This is a genomic window from Bacillus suaedaesalsae, from assembly GCF_016890225.1.
Lineage (GTDB): Bacteria > Bacillota > Bacilli > Bacillales > SA4 > Bacillus_BS > Bacillus_BS suaedaesalsae.
Genome location: NZ_JAFELM010000028.1, coordinates 22,093 through 41,824, shown reverse-complemented (window position 1 = coordinate 41,824; position 19,732 = coordinate 22,093). Strand labels below are relative to the sequence as shown.

The window sequence follows — 19,732 nt, the reverse complement described above, 5'->3', positions numbered from 1 at the left end:
TAAGTAATAGACGTAATAAAATTTGATATATTTTTTTAGAAAGTAGTTTTAGGTTACCTCTTTAAATTCCTTTCTAGTTGTTAACCAATGGGCTATAAGATAAATGAATATGTAAATAGGTATTGAATTGGCAAAATGCCATTTTTCTATTTTGTAAATATCAGTTAAAACAATCAGAGGTTCCCCTACAAAAGCTGTTAAAAATCCGAATATGAAGGACTTTTTAAATGGTGAGTAGTAAGGTTTATATTGGATCATACTCATAATAACTACCGGCATAAGTGCTAAATCATAAGGTAAATATGCTGGTATAGTTGGAAAAACTTCATATCTATACGACCACAGTCCTAATTGTACACCGAGAGCATCAAAGGAAATAGAGACTGTTGTTACAAAAAAACCAGCTAACAATAGCCTATACCGACTTTCTTTATTGTGATATTTTATCCAAAACAACCAAGTAAATATCGTAATAATTACACCCAACCACCATCGCCAAGAGAAAACAACTTCATGTTGCCAAAGGTCAATCGCTTGTTTGGCGATTTCTTGCGTTTCATTAGCGTGTTTATCCATTTTTTCAATTGTTGTCATGTAGGTCACCTTGTTTCGAAAATTAAATTGCTGCTGATTAATAGTATTAACAAAAAAATATTGGATTAGCATACTTATTGATTTCCCCGCCAACCGATGCTTGGACGAACAGGTTTGAGAGGAGAATCGTGCATTAAGGTTTTGCTTTTGTTAAAATGACCATTATGTAGCAATAATTTTAAATAAAAATCGTATTTTTATGAATCAAGATGCCTCAATGTTTATATCCAGCAGTTTAAAGTAACTTTTTTTTCAATAGTTCACAACAATTTCTAACGGAGAATTCAAGAAAAGACTTAATGTAAATTTACATTAGGTCTTTTGGTATTTATTTCACATTCTATTACCTGTAAAGATATTATATTATTTTTAAAAAGACGGACATATATTTGTCGGCTTTGGTCGAATAGTCTAGCATACATAATCTTAGGGGGAAATATCAAATGAAGAATGGAAAGTTAAAGAAGTCAATTATTAGTGGTACATTAACATCAGCACTTGTGTTTTCATTTGCAACACCTACTGCGTTTGCTAATGGAGATGAAGCAGAACAACAAGAAACACTGACAGAAGTATCTCTTAATGATGGTTCTCAATCAGAAGAGACTGTTAATGAAGAAGAAGTGGTAATACTTGATGAAACTACTACTGGAGAAGAAGTAGTAGAAGAAGAAACAGAGGAAACAACTGATGAAGTTGTACAAGTGGAGGAGCCAGCATTAGTTCCAGGAGATTTCTTTTATTTCGTAAAAATTATGGTGGAGAAAGTAAGACTTGCAGTAACTATGGATGATTATAAAGAAGCTAGTCTATTAGCTGAATTTGCAGCTGAACGCATTGCTGAATCAAATAAATTACTTGCTGAAGGAAAATATGAAGAAGCACAAGATCTTCTACAAGAAGCAATTTATACTCAAGACCTTGCAAGTGATACTTTAACAGAATCTCAAGAAGAAACAGGTTCTGAGGTAGAATTAATAAATGAAGATACAGAAGTAACTGAAGGTAATCTAGATGCTACTACTGAAGATATTGTAGAGAGTAAACTAGCAAATAACATTGATTCTCTACTAGTTGCATTAGAGAATATAGATAATGAGAAGGCTCAACAAGCAATCATGAAAAATATTCAAAAGTCATTTGAAAAATTAGAAAAGAAAACAAAGAAGCTAGAAGAAGCTAATGCCAAATTCGCAGATAAAATGAGCGCAATTGAAGAAAAATTGGCATCAGGACAAATTTCCACTGAAGAAGCTAACCGTGAAATGGCGAAACTAGAAGAGGAATTAAGTAAGAAAGAACAAAAAATTAAAGACGAAGAAGCTAGAGATGTAGAGGAAATAATCAATGAGGTAGAAAAAGAAACAGCTGAAGCTACTAAAGAGAAAGAAAATAAAGAACAAGAAAAAGTAAAAAAAGCAGAAGAGAAGCAAAGAGAAGAAGCAAGAAAAGCTGAAGAGAAGCAAAGAGAAGAAGCAAGAAAAGCTGAAGAGAAGCAAAGAGAAGAAGCGAGAAAAGCTGAAGAGAAGCAAAGAGAAGAAGCAAGAAAAGCTGAGGAAAAGCAAAGAGAAGAAGCTAAAAAAGCTGCAGAGAAAGAGCGAGAAGAAGCTAAAAAGGCTGAAGAGAAGCAGCGAGAAGAAAACAAAGGTGATAACTAATTTGTAAGAGGTGCAACAAAATGTTGCACCTTTTTTTGATGAAATTTTTTAGAAGGAATAACGCTTTTTGATGAATTAGTTTAACTAATGATAGATAAGGTAGAAAGTCAAATAGGCTTTCTACCTTATTTATTTGGATAATTTCGTAAAAACTTTAGTCCTTTAGGATAGTCTTTTAAAAATTTATAATTTTTTATAAATTTAAAAGAACAATCGATTTATAATAGAGTTTGTTTGACTATTATTAAGGAGGAACTGATTTGAAAAGGACTACGCAATTATTATCTGTGTCATTATTATTTTTTTCTCTTTTATTACCGTTATTTCAGTCGTTAAAAGTAAATGCGAATTTGTTGAGTGGTGTTACGATTAACGAGATTGCATGGATGGGTACAACAATTAGTTATAGTGATGAGTGGATGGAATTATATAATGACTCTTCACAAGATGTGGACCTAACAGGTTGGACCTTAACAGCGCAGGATGGAAGTCCTTCAGTCAATCTTCAAGGCGTGATTCCAGCAAAAGGCTACTATCTATTAGAAAAAACAGACGATAGTGCTGTCGAAGGAATTACAGCTGACCTTATTTATACTGGTAGTTTGTCTAATACCTCTGAAATTCTAGAGTTGCGCGATGCAAAGGGGAATCTAGTAGATCAAGTAAATGGTTGGTACTTCGGTGATAACACGACAAAGGCGACCATGGAGAGGATCAATCCTTCTATTAGTGGAACAGAACCTACAAATTGGAACACAGCAACTTCTGACTATGGATATGGTTATGGTAGTCCAAAGACTAGAAATTCGAACTCATCTTACTTAAAAGAAGTCGTAGTAAATGAAATTGCATGGATGGGAACGTTAAACAGTTATAGTGATGAATGGATCGAACTTTATAACAATTCAAGTCAAGATCTTTCATTGGATGGTTGGCAATTAAAGGCGACAGATGGTGATCCGGTACTATCTTTAACTGGAACAATTCCTGCTCATGGCTACTTTCTACTCGAGAGAACAGATGATAATTCAGTCACATCTAAAAGTGCGGATTATATTTATAGTGGAACACTTGGTAACACTAGTGAGATTTTAACTCTAACGGACCATTCTGGGGTTGTCATTGATACAGTTGATGCATGGTATTCAGGAGACAATGACAAAAAGGCGACGATGGAACGAGTTGATTCAAATGAATCAGGAACAATCTCTTCAAATTGGGCGACAGCGATTCAAGCTTACGCTGATGGAGTAGGAACTCCTAAAGGAATGAATTCAACCGTTAGTGATGGAAGTGGCTCTACGGATGAAAGTGGTACTGATGTTTCCCCACCTTCATCAACCACAAACTCTTGCACTGATACTACAGAGCGAATTAACAATGTATCAGAAGCAGTTGGTGCCATTAACATTTATTTTAATAAATGTGCATTGACGGAATATGCATTACCGGGCAATGCTGCCAATTACAACGTAAATTTTGAAAATATATTAATCAATCGACTTAACGCTGCAACAAGTAGTATTGATTTTGCTACATATGAAATAAACCTTCCAAGAGTAGTAGATACACTTGTAGAACGTGCAGCAGATGGAATTGATGTTCGTGTCATTGCAGATGCCAAAGATTCAGCAGATCCACATTATGCAGAAAGATATGAAACAATGCGCTTATATATTGAAAAAATGGTGCGTGGACAAGATAAAGTGATTGGGACAGCAGATGATATTGTGGTTTTATCTGATTCACCAATGTTAGCAGTGGAGGACAGTACAAAACGTACAAGCTTTGGACTGCCTGCTTCGCCAAGTGATATAAATGAAGTGACTGTAGAAATTGGTAGTAACATCGTTACAGGACGATTATTTGTCGATGCCGAAGTAAAGTCAACCAATTCTTATTATGGACCAACAAACCAAATGCATAATAAATTTGCTATCGTTGATAACCAATGGGTATTTACTGGTACGTGGAACTTTACTGTTACAGGTTTATACGGTACTGATGAAAACATGAATCAAGGTATATTAGATGGAAACCAAAATCAAATCGTTGAAATTAATTGGCCAGACTTAGCTTCCATTTATAACACGGAGTTTAATGAAATGTGGGGATCTAATACGTTAATTCCTGATCCAATACAATCCAACTTCAGCACGCGTAAAATAGACAATACACCTCATGTGGTTGATATAAACGGAAAAAAGGTAGAAGTTTATTTTTCGGCTGGAGATAATGCTTTAGGACGTATGACCGAGTTAGTGAAAAACGAGGCACAATTGAATGCGTATTTCTCTATATTTGCTTGGAGTGATCAATCACTAGTTGATGAGCTTAAATATAAGTGGGAGAACTCTTATAACGATTTAGAGGGAACTTTAACAGGATTTGATATAAAGGGGATCTTTGATTCAAGTTTTTGGAATCAATGGTGGTCGGCTAGTATTGATATGACAGGAAGGACAGCTTCTCAAACTAGCTTAGGTAACCCGAATACAAGGTGGGCAAACCCTGCACCAGTCTATCAAGATACTGAAGTGCGAAAGCTTCATAGTAAAACAATGCTAATCGATGCTGATACTACGAGTGATCCAACTGTTATTGTTGGTTCAACTAACTGGAGTAATAATGGAAACAATGTCAATGATGAGAATATGTTAATCATTCATGATGCCGCCATTACGAATCAGTTTTATCAAGAATTTTCTGCTCGGTATATGCAAGCTGGGGGTAGCATCGAGTAATTCCTTAGATGTAAAGGATATTGTACGGATTACAATATTAAATAGGATAGTTCGTTGAGTAATAGCGACAAGAGTGATCTAGTCTTAGATAAATACCTGTAAAAGTACAAGTTCTATACTTAAATAAGGGGTTCATAAAGAGTATTAGTCCAAGAAGGATTAATGCTCTTTTTTGTGGAAGTAATTAAAATAATAGGTGGGACAGCAATTGGAGGAATTAGGGTGTCAAATAGTAGTTGGAAAGATTCATATGTTGGACAATTAAGAGAGTTGATTGGACGTAAAAAGTTAATTCACCCCTCAGTTCGTGCAAAATAATTCAGGATCAGGAAGGAAAATTTCTTTTCATTGATAGAAGAGGAGAAATCAATGGGGAATGCCTGCAGGATCAATGGAACTGAACGAGTCCATTTATGAAACTCTTACCAGAGAAGTTAAAGAAGAGACTGGAATAGATGTTCAAAAGGCTACATTAATAGCAATCTATACAGGACCTCATAAATCAATAGTAAATCATTTTGGGGATGAATATCAGATGTTTGAGTTTTTATTTTTAGTTGATGAGTGGAGTGGGACACTCTTAAAGGAAACGCATGAAACTCAAAATGCTAATTTTTTTTTCGCTCGATAGTCTGCCAATTGGTTCGGACGAGTTTTGGGATCATCATCATAAAGAAGTATTACAGGATTTATCGGACTTTAAAGGACAACAATGATAAAACTTTATTCATGAAGAGAATACTCATCTACCAAGAATTAATATACTACCTAATTTAAGTAATGAGATAAGGGGAAGTTATATTTAAATGTTCCTTTATGGCACAGTAAAAGAAGGATTAGTTAGTACTAACCCTTCTTTAACTCATTAAGCTGATTATTTATCGTGATATGATGATATATCGTTAATACCACAATTGCTATGCTAAATATACTGGATAATAAGGTGCTGCCTATTAGTAGTTGTTGTGTTTTGGAATTTTTCATAGTACCTCCACTTTTTTACTAATAGTATTGATTTATATAAGGGATTCTATGTGGCTAAGTTTTATTATTGCTTTGCACTACGGATAAGTTATAGGTGACTAATTAGAAGGATTGATATGAAAAAGGATGGGATATTCCAAGGGCCTAACAGAATGACCATTTTAGAAGGCTCATATAAAAATATCGCGTCAGTATATTAAGGCACATATTTATAGTTAAAAAGGAAATAATAGGTACTCATTCTTAAAAACAGGTGATAATATTGTCTTTTCGCGGAGATGCCCATAAGCTTTATAAAAAACTATTAAGGCTTAATACAAGCAGGAAGCCTTTAAAACAACAAAAAGAATTAGTGGAGATCCAGGAGATTATCTCCTTTTATGAGTCCAATGAAACAGCAATTCTCAAACTTATTTATTTCCGAATGATAAAAGAAAAACAGGCGTCTGGAATCATCCCTATATTTGTCACTTCAGTACCTTGGTTCTTTTTCCTCTTTTCAAAGCAGCTTCAAGAGTTTCTATTTAGAGAAGGAAGTCTGCATTTTCTTTTGTTTGGTTTTTTTTATATCGTAACCCTTACAGTAAGTGTTATTCTTCATTTTCGAGAGAAAGCCTGGGCTTCAGTGCATGTTGAAATTCTTCAGGATATTATTGAGTGTAGGAAATCATAACAATTAAGCTAGATCTATTACTGAATTAGTTGATGAGTACATACGAAAATACGTACAAGGAGCATTGTACAGTTTATCGAATTGAATCGGATTAATGTTAAATTTCTTCAAGTGTAAAAATTTTATATTTCATTATACACTTGAAGAGAAAGGAGGGACATCTTGAAAAGAATGAATAAGAAGTTTATTGTTTCTACAATCATCATTGTTTTGGTGATTGCGGGTTTACTTGATCTAAAATTCGAAGGATTAATCTATCAGCTATTGCCAAAAGCTGTACAATCATTTTTAGGTGAAATTTTTTAATTGCTCAAATCAAGCTACTGAAGTGTGATTATGAATTGGGACTAGGCGTTTATCATACTTATTAGAAGAAGGCCATTTAATAATCCAACATTGGCATCATAAATTCTTAGGAGTTGGAAAAACAATAATCCTAGATTTAGAGATACATAACAAGTGTGTTAAGTTATTGATAAAAATATGAAAGATTTTTACTTAGAGAGGTAAATGATGAAGAGTGCTTTATTGATTATTGATGTTCAAAATGGAATGTTCACTGAAGGTAAAGAAGTATACAGAGGAAAAACGTTATTAGATAAAATAAGCAATTTAATAACGAAAGCACGCGCTACTGATACACAGATTATATATGTTCAACACAATGCTCCAGCTGGAAGACCTTTAGAGACTGGAACTGTTGGTTGGGAAATTCATTCTCATATTTTTCCACAAGTTGAAGATGTAATCATACAAAAGTCGACCCCAGATTCGTTTCATCATACTTCATTAGAAGAAGAATTGAAATTACGTAATATTGGCCATTTATATATAACAGGTATCCAAACAGAAGTATGTGTTGATACGACATGTAGGAGAGCGTTCAGTATGGGATATAAAGTAATATTAATTTCTGATTCTCATAGTACATGGGATTCAGAGGAGATTACTGCCCAACAAATTATGAACCACCATAATAATGTTTTACGATGGTTTGCAGAGGTATTACCTAGTGATGAAGTAGATTTTCATTTATAGTTTTCAGTGAAGATAAGAATCATAATTGAAATCTATATTTGATACTGAATAGGTTATTTGCTAATGTTGTTGAAAGGTATAAAATTTTCAGTATTTAAGACTCTTTTTGTGATAGCATAGGAAATAGAGAAATAAAACCTTAATAATATAATCATACTTAAGATTTATATGTCATTTATGGAGGCTTTTATAGTATAAGTAATTGCCTTTACCATAAGTGGCATTTTTTCATTTATTGCATATTTAGGAGGAAATACATTGAATGAATCAATATCAGATATAAATTATAAAGAAGTGATGGAGTATTCATTAAACCCATTAATTGTTCACACTCAATTGAAGATTATCTACATAAATGAAGCAGCAGAAAAGTTCTTTAGAGCATCAAAGGAAGACGTAATTGGTGCCAGTCCGATTGATATATTCAAAGAGACATCTAAACCTGCAATTGTAAAGAGAATATCTGGAGCCTACAGCGAGCCTGCAGAACTAATTGAAGAGACGATATTTAGAATGGACGGATCGACAGTGGATGTTGAGTTATATTGCCATCCCATCAAGATAGGTGATACAAAAGCCATTCAAACTTATGTAAATGATATCACTGAGAGAAAAGTACAAGAGCAAGAACATAATGAAATGAATAAACAAATAGATGCTTTAGCATCAACCATTGTTCCACTCATGGCAGGAATTGCAGTTCTTCCATTGTTGGGTAAGATCAACCAAGAGCGCACTATTAAACTATTAGAGTTAGTACCAATCAATGTACAGAAACAAAATGTTAGAAATTTAATTATAGATTTTTCAGGCATTTACAAACTAGACTCAATCGTTATTAATTACCTCTTTAATATTACCAATGTATTAAAGTTACTTGGAGTTGAGTGTATCCTCACTGGAATAAGATCTGAATTGGCAATGGAAGCGATACAACTGGGCATTAATCCAAGGGAATTAAGAGTTTTTTCTGATGTCAGGCAGGCGCTTAGCTTCTTAGGCATGAATGTTAATAGATAAAGTTAAACATAACTAAATTGGAAGCATGGAAGTTTATAGAGACCTATAAAATAGAATAAAATTAGCTGTACTTGAAGAAGGAAGTACAGCTTTTTACCTTTCCTTTTGGTGTGTATTCCTTTGTGCGAAGTTCTTAAGAAAGATATCGACAATTTTAGGATTGAATTGTGTGCCTTTACCTTTACTAATTTCATTAAGAATATAATCATGGTCAAGTTCTTCACGATAACTACGTTTGGACGACATCGCATCGAAAGCATCGGCAACTGCTACAATTCTAGGTGTTAATGGTATTTCATCTTCTTTAAGTCCTTCTGGATAGCCTTTACCATCGTATCTTTCATGATGATATAAAACGATATCAGACACTCCATTTTCGTTGAAAATTGAAACATCCTCGATGATTTTGTACCCAATTTGCGGGTGATCTTTTATTATTTTATATTCTTGATCTGTAAGCTTGTCATCCTTGTTTAATATATTCTCTGGTATTCCTATCTTTCCGATATCGTGTAATAAAGTACCGGTGCGTATAGAATCACATATATCTTTTGACAAGTTCATCTCTTCTGCTAATTCTAAAGAGTATTTTGCTGCGTTTTCAGAATGATGCAATGTATAGGGATCCCTAGAAACCAATGCATTTGCTAACACTTTTGTTAATTGTCTATTTTCCTCTTTCACTTTTTGAACATTCTTCATTAGTCCAACCGATATCATTGCTATTAATAAATAGGTAACTAAATATGTAATAAAAGTAACTATATTCCGTGAAGGATCAGGTATTAAAAAAAATCTACCTGCTACCACTAACGTTGTTAATAGGTAAATAATCCAAAGAGGACTATTATAAAATCCAATTCCCAAAAAAATGGCACAAAAGATATATAGTATATAAAAATTACTTGCATCTTCCATAATAAAATAATTAAAGATAAAACACGAAAACAAAAATAGGAAAAAAATGTCAATCCATGATTAATTATATTAAACATAAGTACCTCCGATTTATCTAGAGAACATAGATAATACTCTAGTCTATGCTTGGAACTTATTTTTACTTTCGTTTGTAAATGTTATTCTCATTTGCGAGTTAGAGGGGTAGATAGGTACTGTCCCTTTTATAAATTATTATTTTTTTAACCCAGCAGCAAAGAAGGGACCATTAACTGTAATGGTCGATAAAATTCTAGCATTTCTTGAGGAGATTCTTTCCTTCCACTATTCAACCATTGTTGAATTACACCTATATGTGCAGACGCAACGTATGAAGCTAAATATTGTCATGGAACGAGAGGCAGCCTGCAAATCCACCGGCAGCCTCGCTCAATTAATGAGTGAAATCCTCAAGTAAATTATTCAACTGTTTTCCTAATTCTTTACTTATAGGACACATTGGTAGTCTCAAGGTGTCATGTGCTAAGATACCTTGTTTTGCAAGTACCCACTTAAGTGGTGAGGGATTTGATTCTTGAAATAATCGTTGAATTAATGGTTCCAAAGAGTCAAATACTCTTTTGGCCGATTCCACTTGATTTTGATTGAAAAGTCTATAAACCTCCAGAAATAAATCTGTATGGATATTTGCAGACGCTAAAATTCCTCCTGAAGCTCCTTTTTCTAACATTGAATAAAAATTAATATCATCGCCACAAAGGATGGGTTTTGTTTTATCTATTTTAGAGATAAGGTCAATATTTCTGGTACTGTCCTTCAGACCAATTACACCATTCATATCTAATATTGACTGGACTGTATAAGAAGATAAATCAATGCTAGTTCGGGAAGGGACCTCATACGCAATAACTGGAACTCCGACTTCCACAACTTTTCGAAAATGTGAAAGTACCCCCTCTTGTGAAGGGCGGTTATAATAAGGAGTTACCACCAGAACTGCATCAGCGCCAATTTCACCGGCAATTTCTGTTCTTTTCACAGAAGTGGAGGTGCAATTGGTTCCTGTTCCAACAATTATTGGGATCCGTTTAGAACTCTTCCTTACGTGATCCTTTGTTATTTTGACTAGGGCTACTACTTCTTCCCAAGACAATGTCGGGGCTTCTCCAGTAGTTCCATTGACCACTAGACCTTGGATATTATTCTGTAATAAAGCCTCTAAATACCTATTATAAGAATCCCAATCTACTTCCATGACTGAGTTAAACGGTGTCACCGTTGGTACGTATATACCTGAAAAATTCTTCTCATTTAACACTAAAATCACCCCTAAATTTAATTGATTTCAATATATCATGGTACTACTCATCGGAGTTAGCTATAATTAGTGATAGGTATTATCAAAAATTTTGATAAGAGGTCATGATATGGATATCACGTATTTCCAAACATTTCGGGCAGTAGTTGCCCATAAAAGCTTTACTAGAGCAGCACATGAGCTTGGATACGCTCAATCAAGTGTAACCATGCAAATTCAGAAATTAGAGAAATTCTATGGAGTTAAGTTATTTGAACGATATGGGAAAGGTCTTGCTCTAACTAATGCTGGCGAGGAGTTATTAAGAATAGTAGTTCAAATTCTTGATTTGTTTCAACAATCAAAGGAACGCTTGAGTATTCTGGAAGAAGGTACACTCTCAATAGGCACTATTGATTCGATAGCCACATACTATCTTCCTTCCTTTATTCAAAAGATTCGCCAAAGATATCCGTCACTGAGTATAAGACTTCAACCCGACCAAGAACCCATTATTGTCGAAAAAGTCAGGGATGGAGAGTTTGATATTGGACTTTTATATGAAAACAAACCAACTGATATGAACCTTTGTTATGTGAAAATAAGAGAGGAACCACTCGTTCTAGTCGCTAATCCGAATCATCCGTATGCATCCTACCAAACAATTACACTTGATCATCTGTCTGATAAGGAATGGATTATGCCAGAAGCAAGCTGTAACTATAGGATTATGCTAGAGAGATTACTTCGGGAAAACAATATCAATTATAATATCGGTTTGGAGTTAGGAAATCCAGAGGCAATAAAGCGTTGTTTGATGACAGGCTTTGGTATCTCTCTACTTCCTCGCATTACTGTTTTAGATGAAATCGAAAGAGGGGATTTGGTTGTTCTCCCCTTTGCGCATAGGGATATCAAGTTAGATCTTCAACTAATTATTCATCCTAAGAAGTGGATTCCTATGGTACTTAGAGACTTTATGGATTTACTCAACTAACGGAAAGAGTTTAATAATAGAACTTTTAATAATTATAACCGTCTATAATTAAGGAGGTGCAAAGAGATGAAAAAAATTATAAATTTAACTATCCTCTTAATGCTCTTAGCTGGTTGTGACGGGCACGGAAATAGTCAATTAGAAAGAATCGAAGTTCAAAAAGTAAGTGAAGAAGGTAATTATGAAGAAACTATAATGATTACAGATATGGAACGGATAGATTTAATAAAGGAAACTTTTATAGAAGTCAATTGGGAGCCAAACACTAAAGCAGAAATGGCTAGAAAAGAAGATTTATTAGCTGCTTTATTTTATTCATTCGATAAGAATATGCCAGAAAGGCTATATGAATATAGAATTTGGTTTAACAGTAATGAAACTGCAACAATTATTAGCAACAATGAAAAAGAAGGGTATGGAAAATTAGACAAAGAAAATGCAGAAAAACTAAAAGAAAACTTGCTAAACTAGGTTATTGTTTCCTTATGATAGTATAAGTTTCTATTGTTTTTCTTGTAGGGACTTTTTGACTAACGGGTAAGTTAAGTTTAATAAGAGAATTATATGCTAGCATTGATCCGAGAAGGATTAATGCTTTTTTATAGTTACCAAAGGTTATGATGATAATAAATTACCTATTAAATAGAATAATATCTACTTCACCTTTGAATATTAACAACAAAATATGCGAAATTTAAACATAACTCAAAGTGAAGGGATAAATTTCATGGAAACATTGATAACGGATATAAAAATAGCTCTAGGGGATAATGATGATTTTTTTATAAAACGTGATTATCTCATAGAAGAAGAGGTTGTATTCCTAGGATTAAATACTTTACTTGATATTACCAAGACAAAAACAACACTACAAAAACAAACAGAAAGTCTAATTTTAAAAGGAAAAACGACACAATTGTTATTTAATTTAATAGGTGATGTTTTTGAAAATGATACAAAAAGGGCTATATCATCAATACTTGAAGGCAAACTCATTATATTTATTGAAAATACTAAACAGTTTATTATCTACGAGCCTATTTCGAAATCGATAAATCGTTCAATAGAAATTCCAACAAATGAAAATGTAATTCAAGGTCCTTTAAATTCCTTTACAGAGGATATTGATACGAATATCGGTTTACTGCGTAAACAACTTATTTCAAAACAACTTATTGTTCACACCACTTCAACAGGCATGGTTCAGAAAACTAATGTTTCCTTGCTCTATTTAAATGACAAAGTGGATCAAAAGTTAGTTGATAATATAAAAAGTTTAATTGAAAAAAATAATGATTTGGAAATTACTGATTTACAGGGTTTATCAAAAATGCTGGAGTTTTCTTCATGGGACACAATTTCTAAATTTAATACTACAGAACTTCCTTTTCATGCTTCTCAATTCCTTAAAAGGGGGAGAGTTATTTTATTTGTAAACCAACTTCCTTTTGCATTAATACTTCCTAATTTAATATGGGATATGTTCATAGTTGAAAATGATCGTAATTTTCCATTCCCAATTATGATAGCAATACGTTTCTTAAGAATCATTGGAATATTAGTTGCTTTGATTGCACCAGGATTGTATGTAGCATTGGTAGCAGTTAATCCTGAAGTATTACAGATTGAGCTTGCACTTTCAGTCGCCCAAAGCAGAGAGGGAGTACCTTATCCTGCCTTAGTTGAAGTAATAATAATGTTGATAGTATTAGAATTGATAATTGAGGCAAGTGTAAGGTTACCAAAATCAGTCGGTCAAACGATTACGATGGTTGGGGGGATAATATTAGGTCAAGCAGTTGTGGAAGCTAAATTAGTTAGTAATCTTTTAATTATTATTCTTGCAGCTACTACTATTGCCAACTCAACACTTGTTGGAACCCAAAGTACGACATCAATCAGGTTATTCAAATATATCAACATAATCCTCTCTTCACTATACGGGGTATTAGGTCTCGTTACTGGTATTGTGCTAATTTGTTCTTATTTTGCAAGCTTAACTACCTTTGGAAAGTCATATCTTTATTTAAACATTGAAAGGAAAGATAATAGTGGTTAAAAGTTTGCATGTAATGATGATGTATGTTATTTGCCACCTGGGACTAATTTTTTTTATGTTCCCTGCTGATATTATTGCAAGTACAGACCAGGGACATTGGTTCCCAATTTCGGTTGGAATTATTGTTCATTTTTTATGTTTGTTAATTTATATGAAAGGATTAAGTTTCTTTCCAAAAAAAGATATATTAAGCATATTTTCAGGTAGAAGGAAAGGTGTGACATTTCTCTTTTTTACACCCATTCTGCTATATTTAATTATCGTTATTATTATTACAACCCGAGCTTATTCTGAAATCATAACCTTGGTATTTCTATCGCATACCCCATTATGGGCAATTATTCTTTTATTGTTGTTTGTTTCTGCTTACATTGCCGCAAAGGGAATTGAAACCATTATTCGAACCGCACTTTTATTAGCATTATTATTTATTCCGATTATATTATTCGTCTTTATAATATCCTTTCAGAATGTAGATTGGAGATATGCTTTACCACTTGATACCGATCTAAGCTTTTTGTTTAAACCTGAATACTTGGAGAGTTATTTTGCTTTCTCTGGAGGATTTATCTTTCTTGGTTTTGTACAACCCTATTTTTCCTATGAAAGAAAATATATAACACTATCCGCAGTATTTCTTATTCCTTTCTTTCTCTTTTCAGTATATATACCTATTTTAACTTTGGGTCAGGCGACTGCATCAACAACGTTTCTTCCCTTTGTAGTGATACTAGATTCAATAAATATTGATTGGTTTATGTTTGACCGAGTTACGATGTTCTTTCTCCTAAGCCTCATATCATTCATTTTCTTGTATATTTCTCTCGTAATGTGGAAAGCAATCCGAATAATTAATTTTTTTATTCCAAAAAGAAGCGCTAATTACTTTTTAATTGGAATAACTGTTTTTGCTTTTGCTGTATGTTTCTGGATTCCTGACTGGAAGGATGTTGAGGATATACTGTTTATGAATTCCTTCTTAAGGATTTACGTTTTAATTATAGTGCCACTTTATATTTACTATCTTGGAAAAAGATTTAAAAGGAAGGGTACAAATGAAACCACATAACAGAATTTATTCTTTAACTTTTTGTTTTGTACTAATGCTTTGGATCTTAACAGGTTGCTGGGACAACAAAGATATAAATCATCGTTTACTCCCAGTCGCAGTAGGTATAAAGAAAATTGACAATGAGTACATGGTTATGTTGGATATTCCTGAGCCTACAGGTGGTAGTAAGAAAACTAAAATCGTTTCTGCAAAAGAGGAAACTATTTCCAAAGCAGTGGATACAATCAGCAAAAATATGGAAAGCGATGTTGATTTACTCCATGTAAAGCTTATCTTAATTCAGAGGGGAACAGCAGAAGATGGAGTAAAGGATATAATCGCTGGTTTTATGCGTTCAAGAGAAGTTTCTCCCAAGGCATTAGTTGCAGTTTGTGATCAAGATATTAATGAATTCTTCACTGAAATAGAAAAAACAACTGCAGAAAAAGGACTCAGTACATATAACTTTTTCGAAAAAAATGCCGGATGGAATCCTGATATTGCTCTAACAAGAATCTGGGAAGTATATAGAGGGATACATTCTTATACACATGATGTAGCTATACCTATGATCCGTTCTGGAAAAAGTACACCTATGGAACAGGTAGGTTCAGCAATTTTAAAAAACGGTAAAATGGTAGAGGAAATCAGTTCAAATGAAACCCTTTTATACAATGTTTTTAAAGGTGAGAGTAGTCATGGTGAGATTGAAGTAATGGAACATGCCACTGTCATGATTCTCAGTTCTAAAATTGCACACGAAAGCTTTCTGCAAAATAGAATTCCATATATGATAAGTTTGATAAAGATGAAAGTTGTAATCATAGAAACTAAAGGGGACCCATCTTCAAATTTAATAAAAAAAGAAATGAATACTGTACTTTCTAAAAGATTCCAAGAGTTGTTTTTGAAACTTCAAAAGAGCGAAGCGGATATTTTTGGAGTAGGGCAATTTTATAGAAACCAAATACCACGAAAAGAATTAAAAAACTGGAGATCTGATTATTATAAGAACATGAAAATGGATATCCAACTAAAAATAGAAATTCAAAATGAAGGTTACTTGAAAACAACATAACCATCTATATTTTTTTTAAAAAGGAAACAAAATGATCCACCAACATTGGTAGGGAAAGATTATTATTTTATAGAATTTGATAACCATTAATAAGTAGAGTAACAAACACCTTGAGCTGCCTTAGGCAGCTTTTCTAGTTTTCTTTAGCTCGTTTTCAGAAACGATTAAAAAAATTTAAATTGAAAAGAAGTTTGAGAAATCCTTCACTTAAAGTAACGGGTGCTTTAGTTCAATAAGACGCTTTATATCTTCAGGACTCAAAAAACTCCATAATTTAAAAATGACGTGTCAAAACTGTTGTCAGTTTGCACGCCATTTTCAGTACCAGTTACGTGATATGCACCTCAAAACGGAACGGTTTAAGGAAGAATAATCTGAGGTGTTTTTAAACTTTTCTACTTATAATATTAAGAATGACCTTGTTTACGATTATGGCCCATTTTTCTAAGAACAAAACTCACGATTAAGACTAAAAGGATTGATCCAATAATGGCTGGAAGAATTTCAAAGCCACCTATTTCTGGTCCAAGATCTCCAAAGATAAGTGAACCTAACCACGCCCCAATAAAACCTGCAATAATATTTCCGATGATCCCACCAGGAATATCACGACCTGTTATTAAGCTTGCTATCCAACCAATTATGCCACCAACAATCAAACTCCATAAAAATGACATGAATTGAACTCCTCCTTTTGTATTTTTTATTCAGTGACAAGTAGTCTCCTTTAAAAAGGATTAAAATGTAGTATTCCCAATCAATACAAAATTACTAGTTTGAATTTCTCAAAAGTATGCAAATACAAATGAGTAAAAGTATATGTATATCTATCCAAAATGGATAAAAAATAACTACGTATAAAAACAATTGGATTTGCTAATATTGGCAACGAGAAAGTTTATTGATATGTAAAAGTGATAATAGCTTCTATATTTAAAAAGGCGAATGGAGGGTCAGCAATTAAAGTACTATCAATGATTCAACCGTGGGCAAGTCTATTTGCATTAGGGGAAAACAAGTACGAAACTCGTTCTTGGCAAACAAAATATCGTGGTCCATTAGCGATTCATACGAGTAAAAAAGCTGATAAAGTTGCATCCAGACAAGAAGGAATTCAAGCATTATTAAAAAGACATGGTATTACACCGGAGGAACTCCCAACAGGGGTGATCATCGCTACTTGTATTCTTAAAGATTGTGTTCGGATTACAGAAAACAATCAAGATCATGCAATATTGGAAAATGGTGAAGTTGTAGTCGGAAATGATTATTATTTGGGTGATTTTACTGTTGGAGGATATGTGTGGGTCGTGGAGGATATGAAGATGCTAGATGAGTTTATCCCTGCAAAAGGGCAGCTAGGTTTATGGGAATTTAAATTTTAATAAAAAAATAAATGATTAACCTCATTCCCATCACTAATCTGTATATAGATTTGTAATTTTAAAAAGAAAATTTAAATTTCCACAACGTTTGTAGGATGATTTACGTATTTCAAACATTCAAATTTCGGCCGAGTACGTATGCTGCGCCGCAAGTATGTTGTAACAAATTCACCGTCTTCCGTATTACCTGTTTGAAACAAATATCACGGCAGAGCTTGTATGTACTTCAAACAGCAAAGCATTTGAACAGCTGTTGTTTTTACTCACACAGTTCCGTTATGGTGTCGCAACAATTTATCAAACACATAAAATAGAGGAAGTTAAACTTGTTCGAAACGTGTTTGGAAAGCGATTGAAAGGTGTTCGACATTCTTGCACCTTTATTTGACGTGCGATATTCAGTATAAAGGTCATCAAATGTACATTCACCAAGTGAAATTCACATTGAAGATTGATAGTGTTATAGAAAATGCAGACGTGTTTGATAATCTAATTGCCCTGAAACAAGAAGTCAACAATTTTCTCAACACGGCGTTTGATAACTGTATCGATGACTATTTCTACTGCTGTTTAAAGAAGTTTTATATAAAAGTTCAAACACGACAAGAAGCAAAGCTGAAACAGGGGTATTACTTTATACAGATATTGATCAGTAACGGGTACTGGTCTTTTTTTATGCCAGTAAAATGAATAAGGCGTTAGCTGTGATATAAATGTGGGCAACTCAATTTTTAAATCTACATACGTTTGCTATTTCTTCAAACAGTTTATAAATGCTAAAAAAACTATAATAGTGCACCTGTTTGAAAGAGTGAGTATACAAATAAATGCTAGTGAGATAGAAAAAACTCAATAAACTGCTTGTTCTCAAACACCGTTTGGAGTTGAAATAACGGTGTTTGGAATACTGTTTACATAGGACACATTCTAAGCCCGTTTTAATTTCTATATCTTATGGTTTTTTAACGAAATAACGTAAAACATATATAGACATACTATGAATGACGTAAGATGACCAAAGGTTTGATATTTAGCTGAAGTTATACATATGTTGTGTTTGGTTTCCAATGGCTAGAATTCTAAAAAGGACTTAAAAAACTGGAGTTTGTGAATTTCTCCAATAGTAGCTTAAAAGGAATATAGGAGTGGATGTGTCTTGATGACGAAAGAGCAAACAAGTAGACTAAATGAGATACTGAATTTACAAGAGAAGCTTGTCCCCATGTGGTTGGACTATTGGAAGGACTTCTCGCATGTAGGTACAGAGCCGTTCTGGGTCATTGCCTTAATGTTAGTTGTGCCTCTTGTTATCATCTATTTTAAAATCGATAGAACAAAGGTTTTTCAAATTGGATTTTATGGATTTAATATACATACTTGGTTTACTTATTCAGATTCTATTGCGATGAGGACAGGTCACGTCTATTATCCTTATCAGATCATACCTATTATGCCAGTTAACTTTGCCTTAGATGCCTCGCTCGTCCCTGTCACCTTTATGCTAGTGTATCAATGGTGTATTAATAACAATAAGAATGTATTCCTTTATGGTATAGTAACGAGTGCTATTTTCTCTTTCATATTAAAACCGGTCATGGCTGCATGGGACTTAATCAAACTAGATGGAGGGATGAATTATTTTTATCTCTTCCTTAATTACTTGGGGATCTTAATTATGGCAATTGTAGTAACCAAGGTCTTTATCTACTTAAAACATCATCCAAAAGCACATAAAAATAATTAGGTGAAATATAGTTCTTAATCCGAAAAAACAATTTTTACTGCTAGCTTTGACATAAGTGTATGAAGTTACACCAAAAGAGTCTGGGACATAAGTATTTCAGTCAATGATTAACCCGAATTAATAGGCGATATTTCAATGAATCTTTCACCTACTAGTTCGGGTCTTTATTTATAGTTTAGATTTGTATGATTTTGCATACTATTTATAAAAACTAGTGGAATGGAGCGGAAGACACTCGACTCCTGCGGGAAGTAGAGGAAAGGCTGAGACCCCGCAGGCGTAGCGAGGAGGTAGGTTTTTTCACGATAGTGAAAATAACCATCAGCTTCCTCCCTGCGGTATCCGGCGAGTGTCTGCAGCGCAATGGAACGAACTTGTTCTTCCATCTTAACTAATTAATAAATAACAAAGTATACTATTTAATAGATATGATAATATAATTATGAACCTTTGAGGATGATTTATTTTACTTATGTCACAGCCTCTTTTGCTATTTTTATTTGTAATTTGGTT

Annotated in this window: 17 protein-coding genes and 2 pseudogenes; 14 read left to right on the top strand and 5 right to left on the bottom strand. The window is 33.5% G+C overall.

Going from position 1 to position 19,732, the window contains the following annotated elements:
• Positions 1-48 precede the first annotated feature (48 nt).
• The gene (locus JR050_RS09140; RefSeq protein WP_204203194.1) at positions 49-594 is read right to left on the bottom strand and encodes a CBO0543 family protein; all 546 of its coding nucleotides are present in this window, start codon (positions 592-594) and stop codon (positions 49-51) included.
• 443 nt (positions 595-1,037) lie between these two features.
• On the opposite strand from JR050_RS09140, the gene JR050_RS09135 reads away from it, so the two are divergent.
• The 7 genes and pseudogenes from JR050_RS09135 to JR050_RS09105 all read left to right on the top strand — a co-directional run bounded on the left by JR050_RS09135 (position 1,038) and on the right by JR050_RS09105 (position 8,711).
• Positions 1,038-2,252, top strand: coding sequence for a DUF5667 domain-containing protein (locus JR050_RS09135; protein ID WP_204203193.1), 1,215 nt, complete (start codon positions 1,038-1,040; stop codon positions 2,250-2,252).
• Positions 2,253-2,512: 260 nt separating this feature from the next.
• Positions 2,513-4,996, top strand: a complete 2,484-nt coding sequence (locus JR050_RS09130) for a phospholipase D-like domain-containing protein (RefSeq protein WP_204203192.1) — start codon at positions 2,513-2,515, stop codon at positions 4,994-4,996.
• Between the two features lie 373 nt (positions 4,997-5,369).
• A pseudogene (locus JR050_RS09125) lies at positions 5,370-5,627 on the top strand (NUDIX domain-containing protein); the annotation flags it as partial.
• A 606-nt stretch (positions 5,628-6,233) separates the two neighbouring features.
• A complete protein-coding gene (locus tag JR050_RS09120) occupies positions 6,234-6,653 on the top strand; it encodes a hypothetical protein (RefSeq protein WP_346726732.1) in 420 nt (139 codons plus the stop codon).
• A gap of 162 nt (positions 6,654-6,815) precedes the next feature.
• Positions 6,816-6,959 carry a hypothetical protein gene (locus JR050_RS09115; RefSeq protein ID WP_204203411.1) on the top strand — a complete coding sequence of 48 codons (144 nt, stop codon included), beginning with the start codon at positions 6,816-6,818 and terminating at the stop codon, positions 6,957-6,959.
• Between the two features lie 204 nt (positions 6,960-7,163).
• On the top strand, positions 7,164-7,691 hold the full coding sequence (locus JR050_RS09110; RefSeq protein ID WP_204203190.1) for a cysteine hydrolase family protein: 528 nt from the start codon (positions 7,164-7,166) through the stop codon (positions 7,689-7,691).
• Between the two features lie 258 nt (positions 7,692-7,949).
• On the top strand, positions 7,950-8,711 hold the full coding sequence (locus JR050_RS09105; protein ID WP_204203189.1) for a PAS domain S-box protein: 762 nt from the start codon (positions 7,950-7,952) through the stop codon (positions 8,709-8,711).
• 93 nt (positions 8,712-8,804) lie between these two features.
• Here the strand turns inward: JR050_RS09105 and JR050_RS09100 are convergent, their stop codons facing one another.
• The 3 genes and pseudogenes from JR050_RS09100 to dapA all read right to left on the bottom strand — a co-directional run bounded on the left by JR050_RS09100 (position 8,805) and on the right by dapA (position 10,926).
• Positions 8,805-9,578, bottom strand: coding sequence for an HD-GYP domain-containing protein (locus JR050_RS09100; protein ID WP_239454237.1), 774 nt, complete (start codon positions 9,576-9,578; stop codon positions 8,805-8,807).
• A gap of 264 nt (positions 9,579-9,842) precedes the next feature.
• Positions 9,843-9,994, bottom strand: a pseudogene (locus JR050_RS09095) (TetR-like C-terminal domain-containing protein); the annotation flags it as partial.
• A gap of 47 nt (positions 9,995-10,041) precedes the next feature.
• On the bottom strand, positions 10,042-10,926 hold the full coding sequence (gene dapA, locus JR050_RS09090; RefSeq protein ID WP_204203187.1) for a 4-hydroxy-tetrahydrodipicolinate synthase: 885 nt from the start codon (positions 10,924-10,926) through the stop codon (positions 10,042-10,044).
• 109 nt (positions 10,927-11,035) lie between these two features.
• On the opposite strand from dapA, the gene JR050_RS09085 reads away from it, so the two are divergent.
• From JR050_RS09085 to JR050_RS09065, 5 genes are all read left to right on the top strand, one after another.
• Entirely contained in the window at positions 11,036-11,902 is an 867-nt protein-coding gene (locus JR050_RS09085; protein WP_204203186.1) for a LysR family transcriptional regulator, read from the top strand.
• Positions 11,903-11,968: 66 nt separating this feature from the next.
• Positions 11,969-12,373 carry a hypothetical protein gene (locus JR050_RS09080; RefSeq protein WP_204203185.1) on the top strand — a complete coding sequence of 135 codons (405 nt, stop codon included), beginning with the start codon at positions 11,969-11,971 and terminating at the stop codon, positions 12,371-12,373.
• A 256-nt stretch (positions 12,374-12,629) separates the two neighbouring features.
• A complete protein-coding gene (locus JR050_RS09075; protein ID WP_204203184.1) occupies positions 12,630-13,961 on the top strand; it encodes a spore germination protein in 1,332 nt (443 codons plus the stop codon).
• Positions 13,954-15,030, top strand: a complete 1,077-nt coding sequence (locus JR050_RS09070; protein ID WP_346726731.1) for a GerAB/ArcD/ProY family transporter — start codon at positions 13,954-13,956, stop codon at positions 15,028-15,030. Before JR050_RS09075 ends, JR050_RS09070 begins: the two co-directional genes overlap by 8 nt.
• Positions 15,017-16,090 carry a Ger(x)C family spore germination protein gene (locus JR050_RS09065; RefSeq protein ID WP_204203388.1) on the top strand — a complete coding sequence of 358 codons (1,074 nt, stop codon included), beginning with the start codon at positions 15,017-15,019 and terminating at the stop codon, positions 16,088-16,090. The genes JR050_RS09070 and JR050_RS09065 overlap by 14 nt, the downstream gene beginning before the upstream one ends.
• A 407-nt stretch (positions 16,091-16,497) precedes the next feature.
• Here the strand turns inward: JR050_RS09065 and JR050_RS09060 are convergent, their stop codons facing one another.
• Entirely contained in the window at positions 16,498-16,767 is a 270-nt protein-coding gene (locus tag JR050_RS09060; RefSeq protein WP_204203183.1) for a GlsB/YeaQ/YmgE family stress response membrane protein, read from the bottom strand.
• Positions 16,768-17,049: 282 nt separating this feature from the next.
• Between JR050_RS09060 and JR050_RS09055 the strand changes: the two genes are divergently transcribed.
• Together JR050_RS09055 and JR050_RS09050 are read left to right on the top strand one after the other, a co-directional pair.
• Positions 17,050-17,475 (top strand): ASCH domain-containing protein, encoded by a 426-nt coding sequence (locus JR050_RS09055; RefSeq protein WP_204203387.1) that lies wholly within the window; start codon positions 17,050-17,052, stop codon positions 17,473-17,475.
• Positions 17,476-18,634: 1,159 nt separating this feature from the next.
• Complete coding sequence (locus JR050_RS09050) at positions 18,635-19,219, top strand: CBO0543 family protein (protein ID WP_204203386.1); 585 nt, start codon at positions 18,635-18,637, stop codon at positions 19,217-19,219.
• Positions 19,220-19,732: the final 513 nt, after the last annotated feature.

Bases quoted from the DNA above. Each gene is read 5' to 3' on its own strand.
- JR050_RS09060 (WP_204203183.1), bottom strand. From the start codon at position 16,767: ATGTCATTTTTATGGAGTTTGATTGTTGGTGGCATAATTGGTTGGATA.
- JR050_RS09080 (WP_204203185.1), top strand. From the start codon at position 11,969: ATGAAAAAAATTATAAATTTAACTATCCTCTTAATGCTCTTAGCTGGT.
- JR050_RS09075 (WP_204203184.1), top strand. From the start codon at position 12,630: ATGGAAACATTGATAACGGATATAAAAATAGCTCTAGGGGATAATGAT.
- JR050_RS09065 (WP_204203388.1), top strand. From the start codon at position 15,017: ATGAAACCACATAACAGAATTTATTCTTTAACTTTTTGTTTTGTACTA.
- JR050_RS09110 (WP_204203190.1), top strand. From the start codon at position 7,164: ATGATGAAGAGTGCTTTATTGATTATTGATGTTCAAAATGGAATGTTC.
- JR050_RS09085 (WP_204203186.1), top strand. From the start codon at position 11,036: ATGGATATCACGTATTTCCAAACATTTCGGGCAGTAGTTGCCCATAAA.
- JR050_RS09050 (WP_204203386.1), top strand. From the start codon at position 18,635: ATGACGAAAGAGCAAACAAGTAGACTAAATGAGATACTGAATTTACAA.
- JR050_RS09135 (WP_204203193.1), top strand. From the start codon at position 1,038: ATGAAGAATGGAAAGTTAAAGAAGTCAATTATTAGTGGTACATTAACA.
- JR050_RS09140 (WP_204203194.1), bottom strand. From the start codon at position 594: ATGACAACAATTGAAAAAATGGATAAACACGCTAATGAAACGCAAGAA.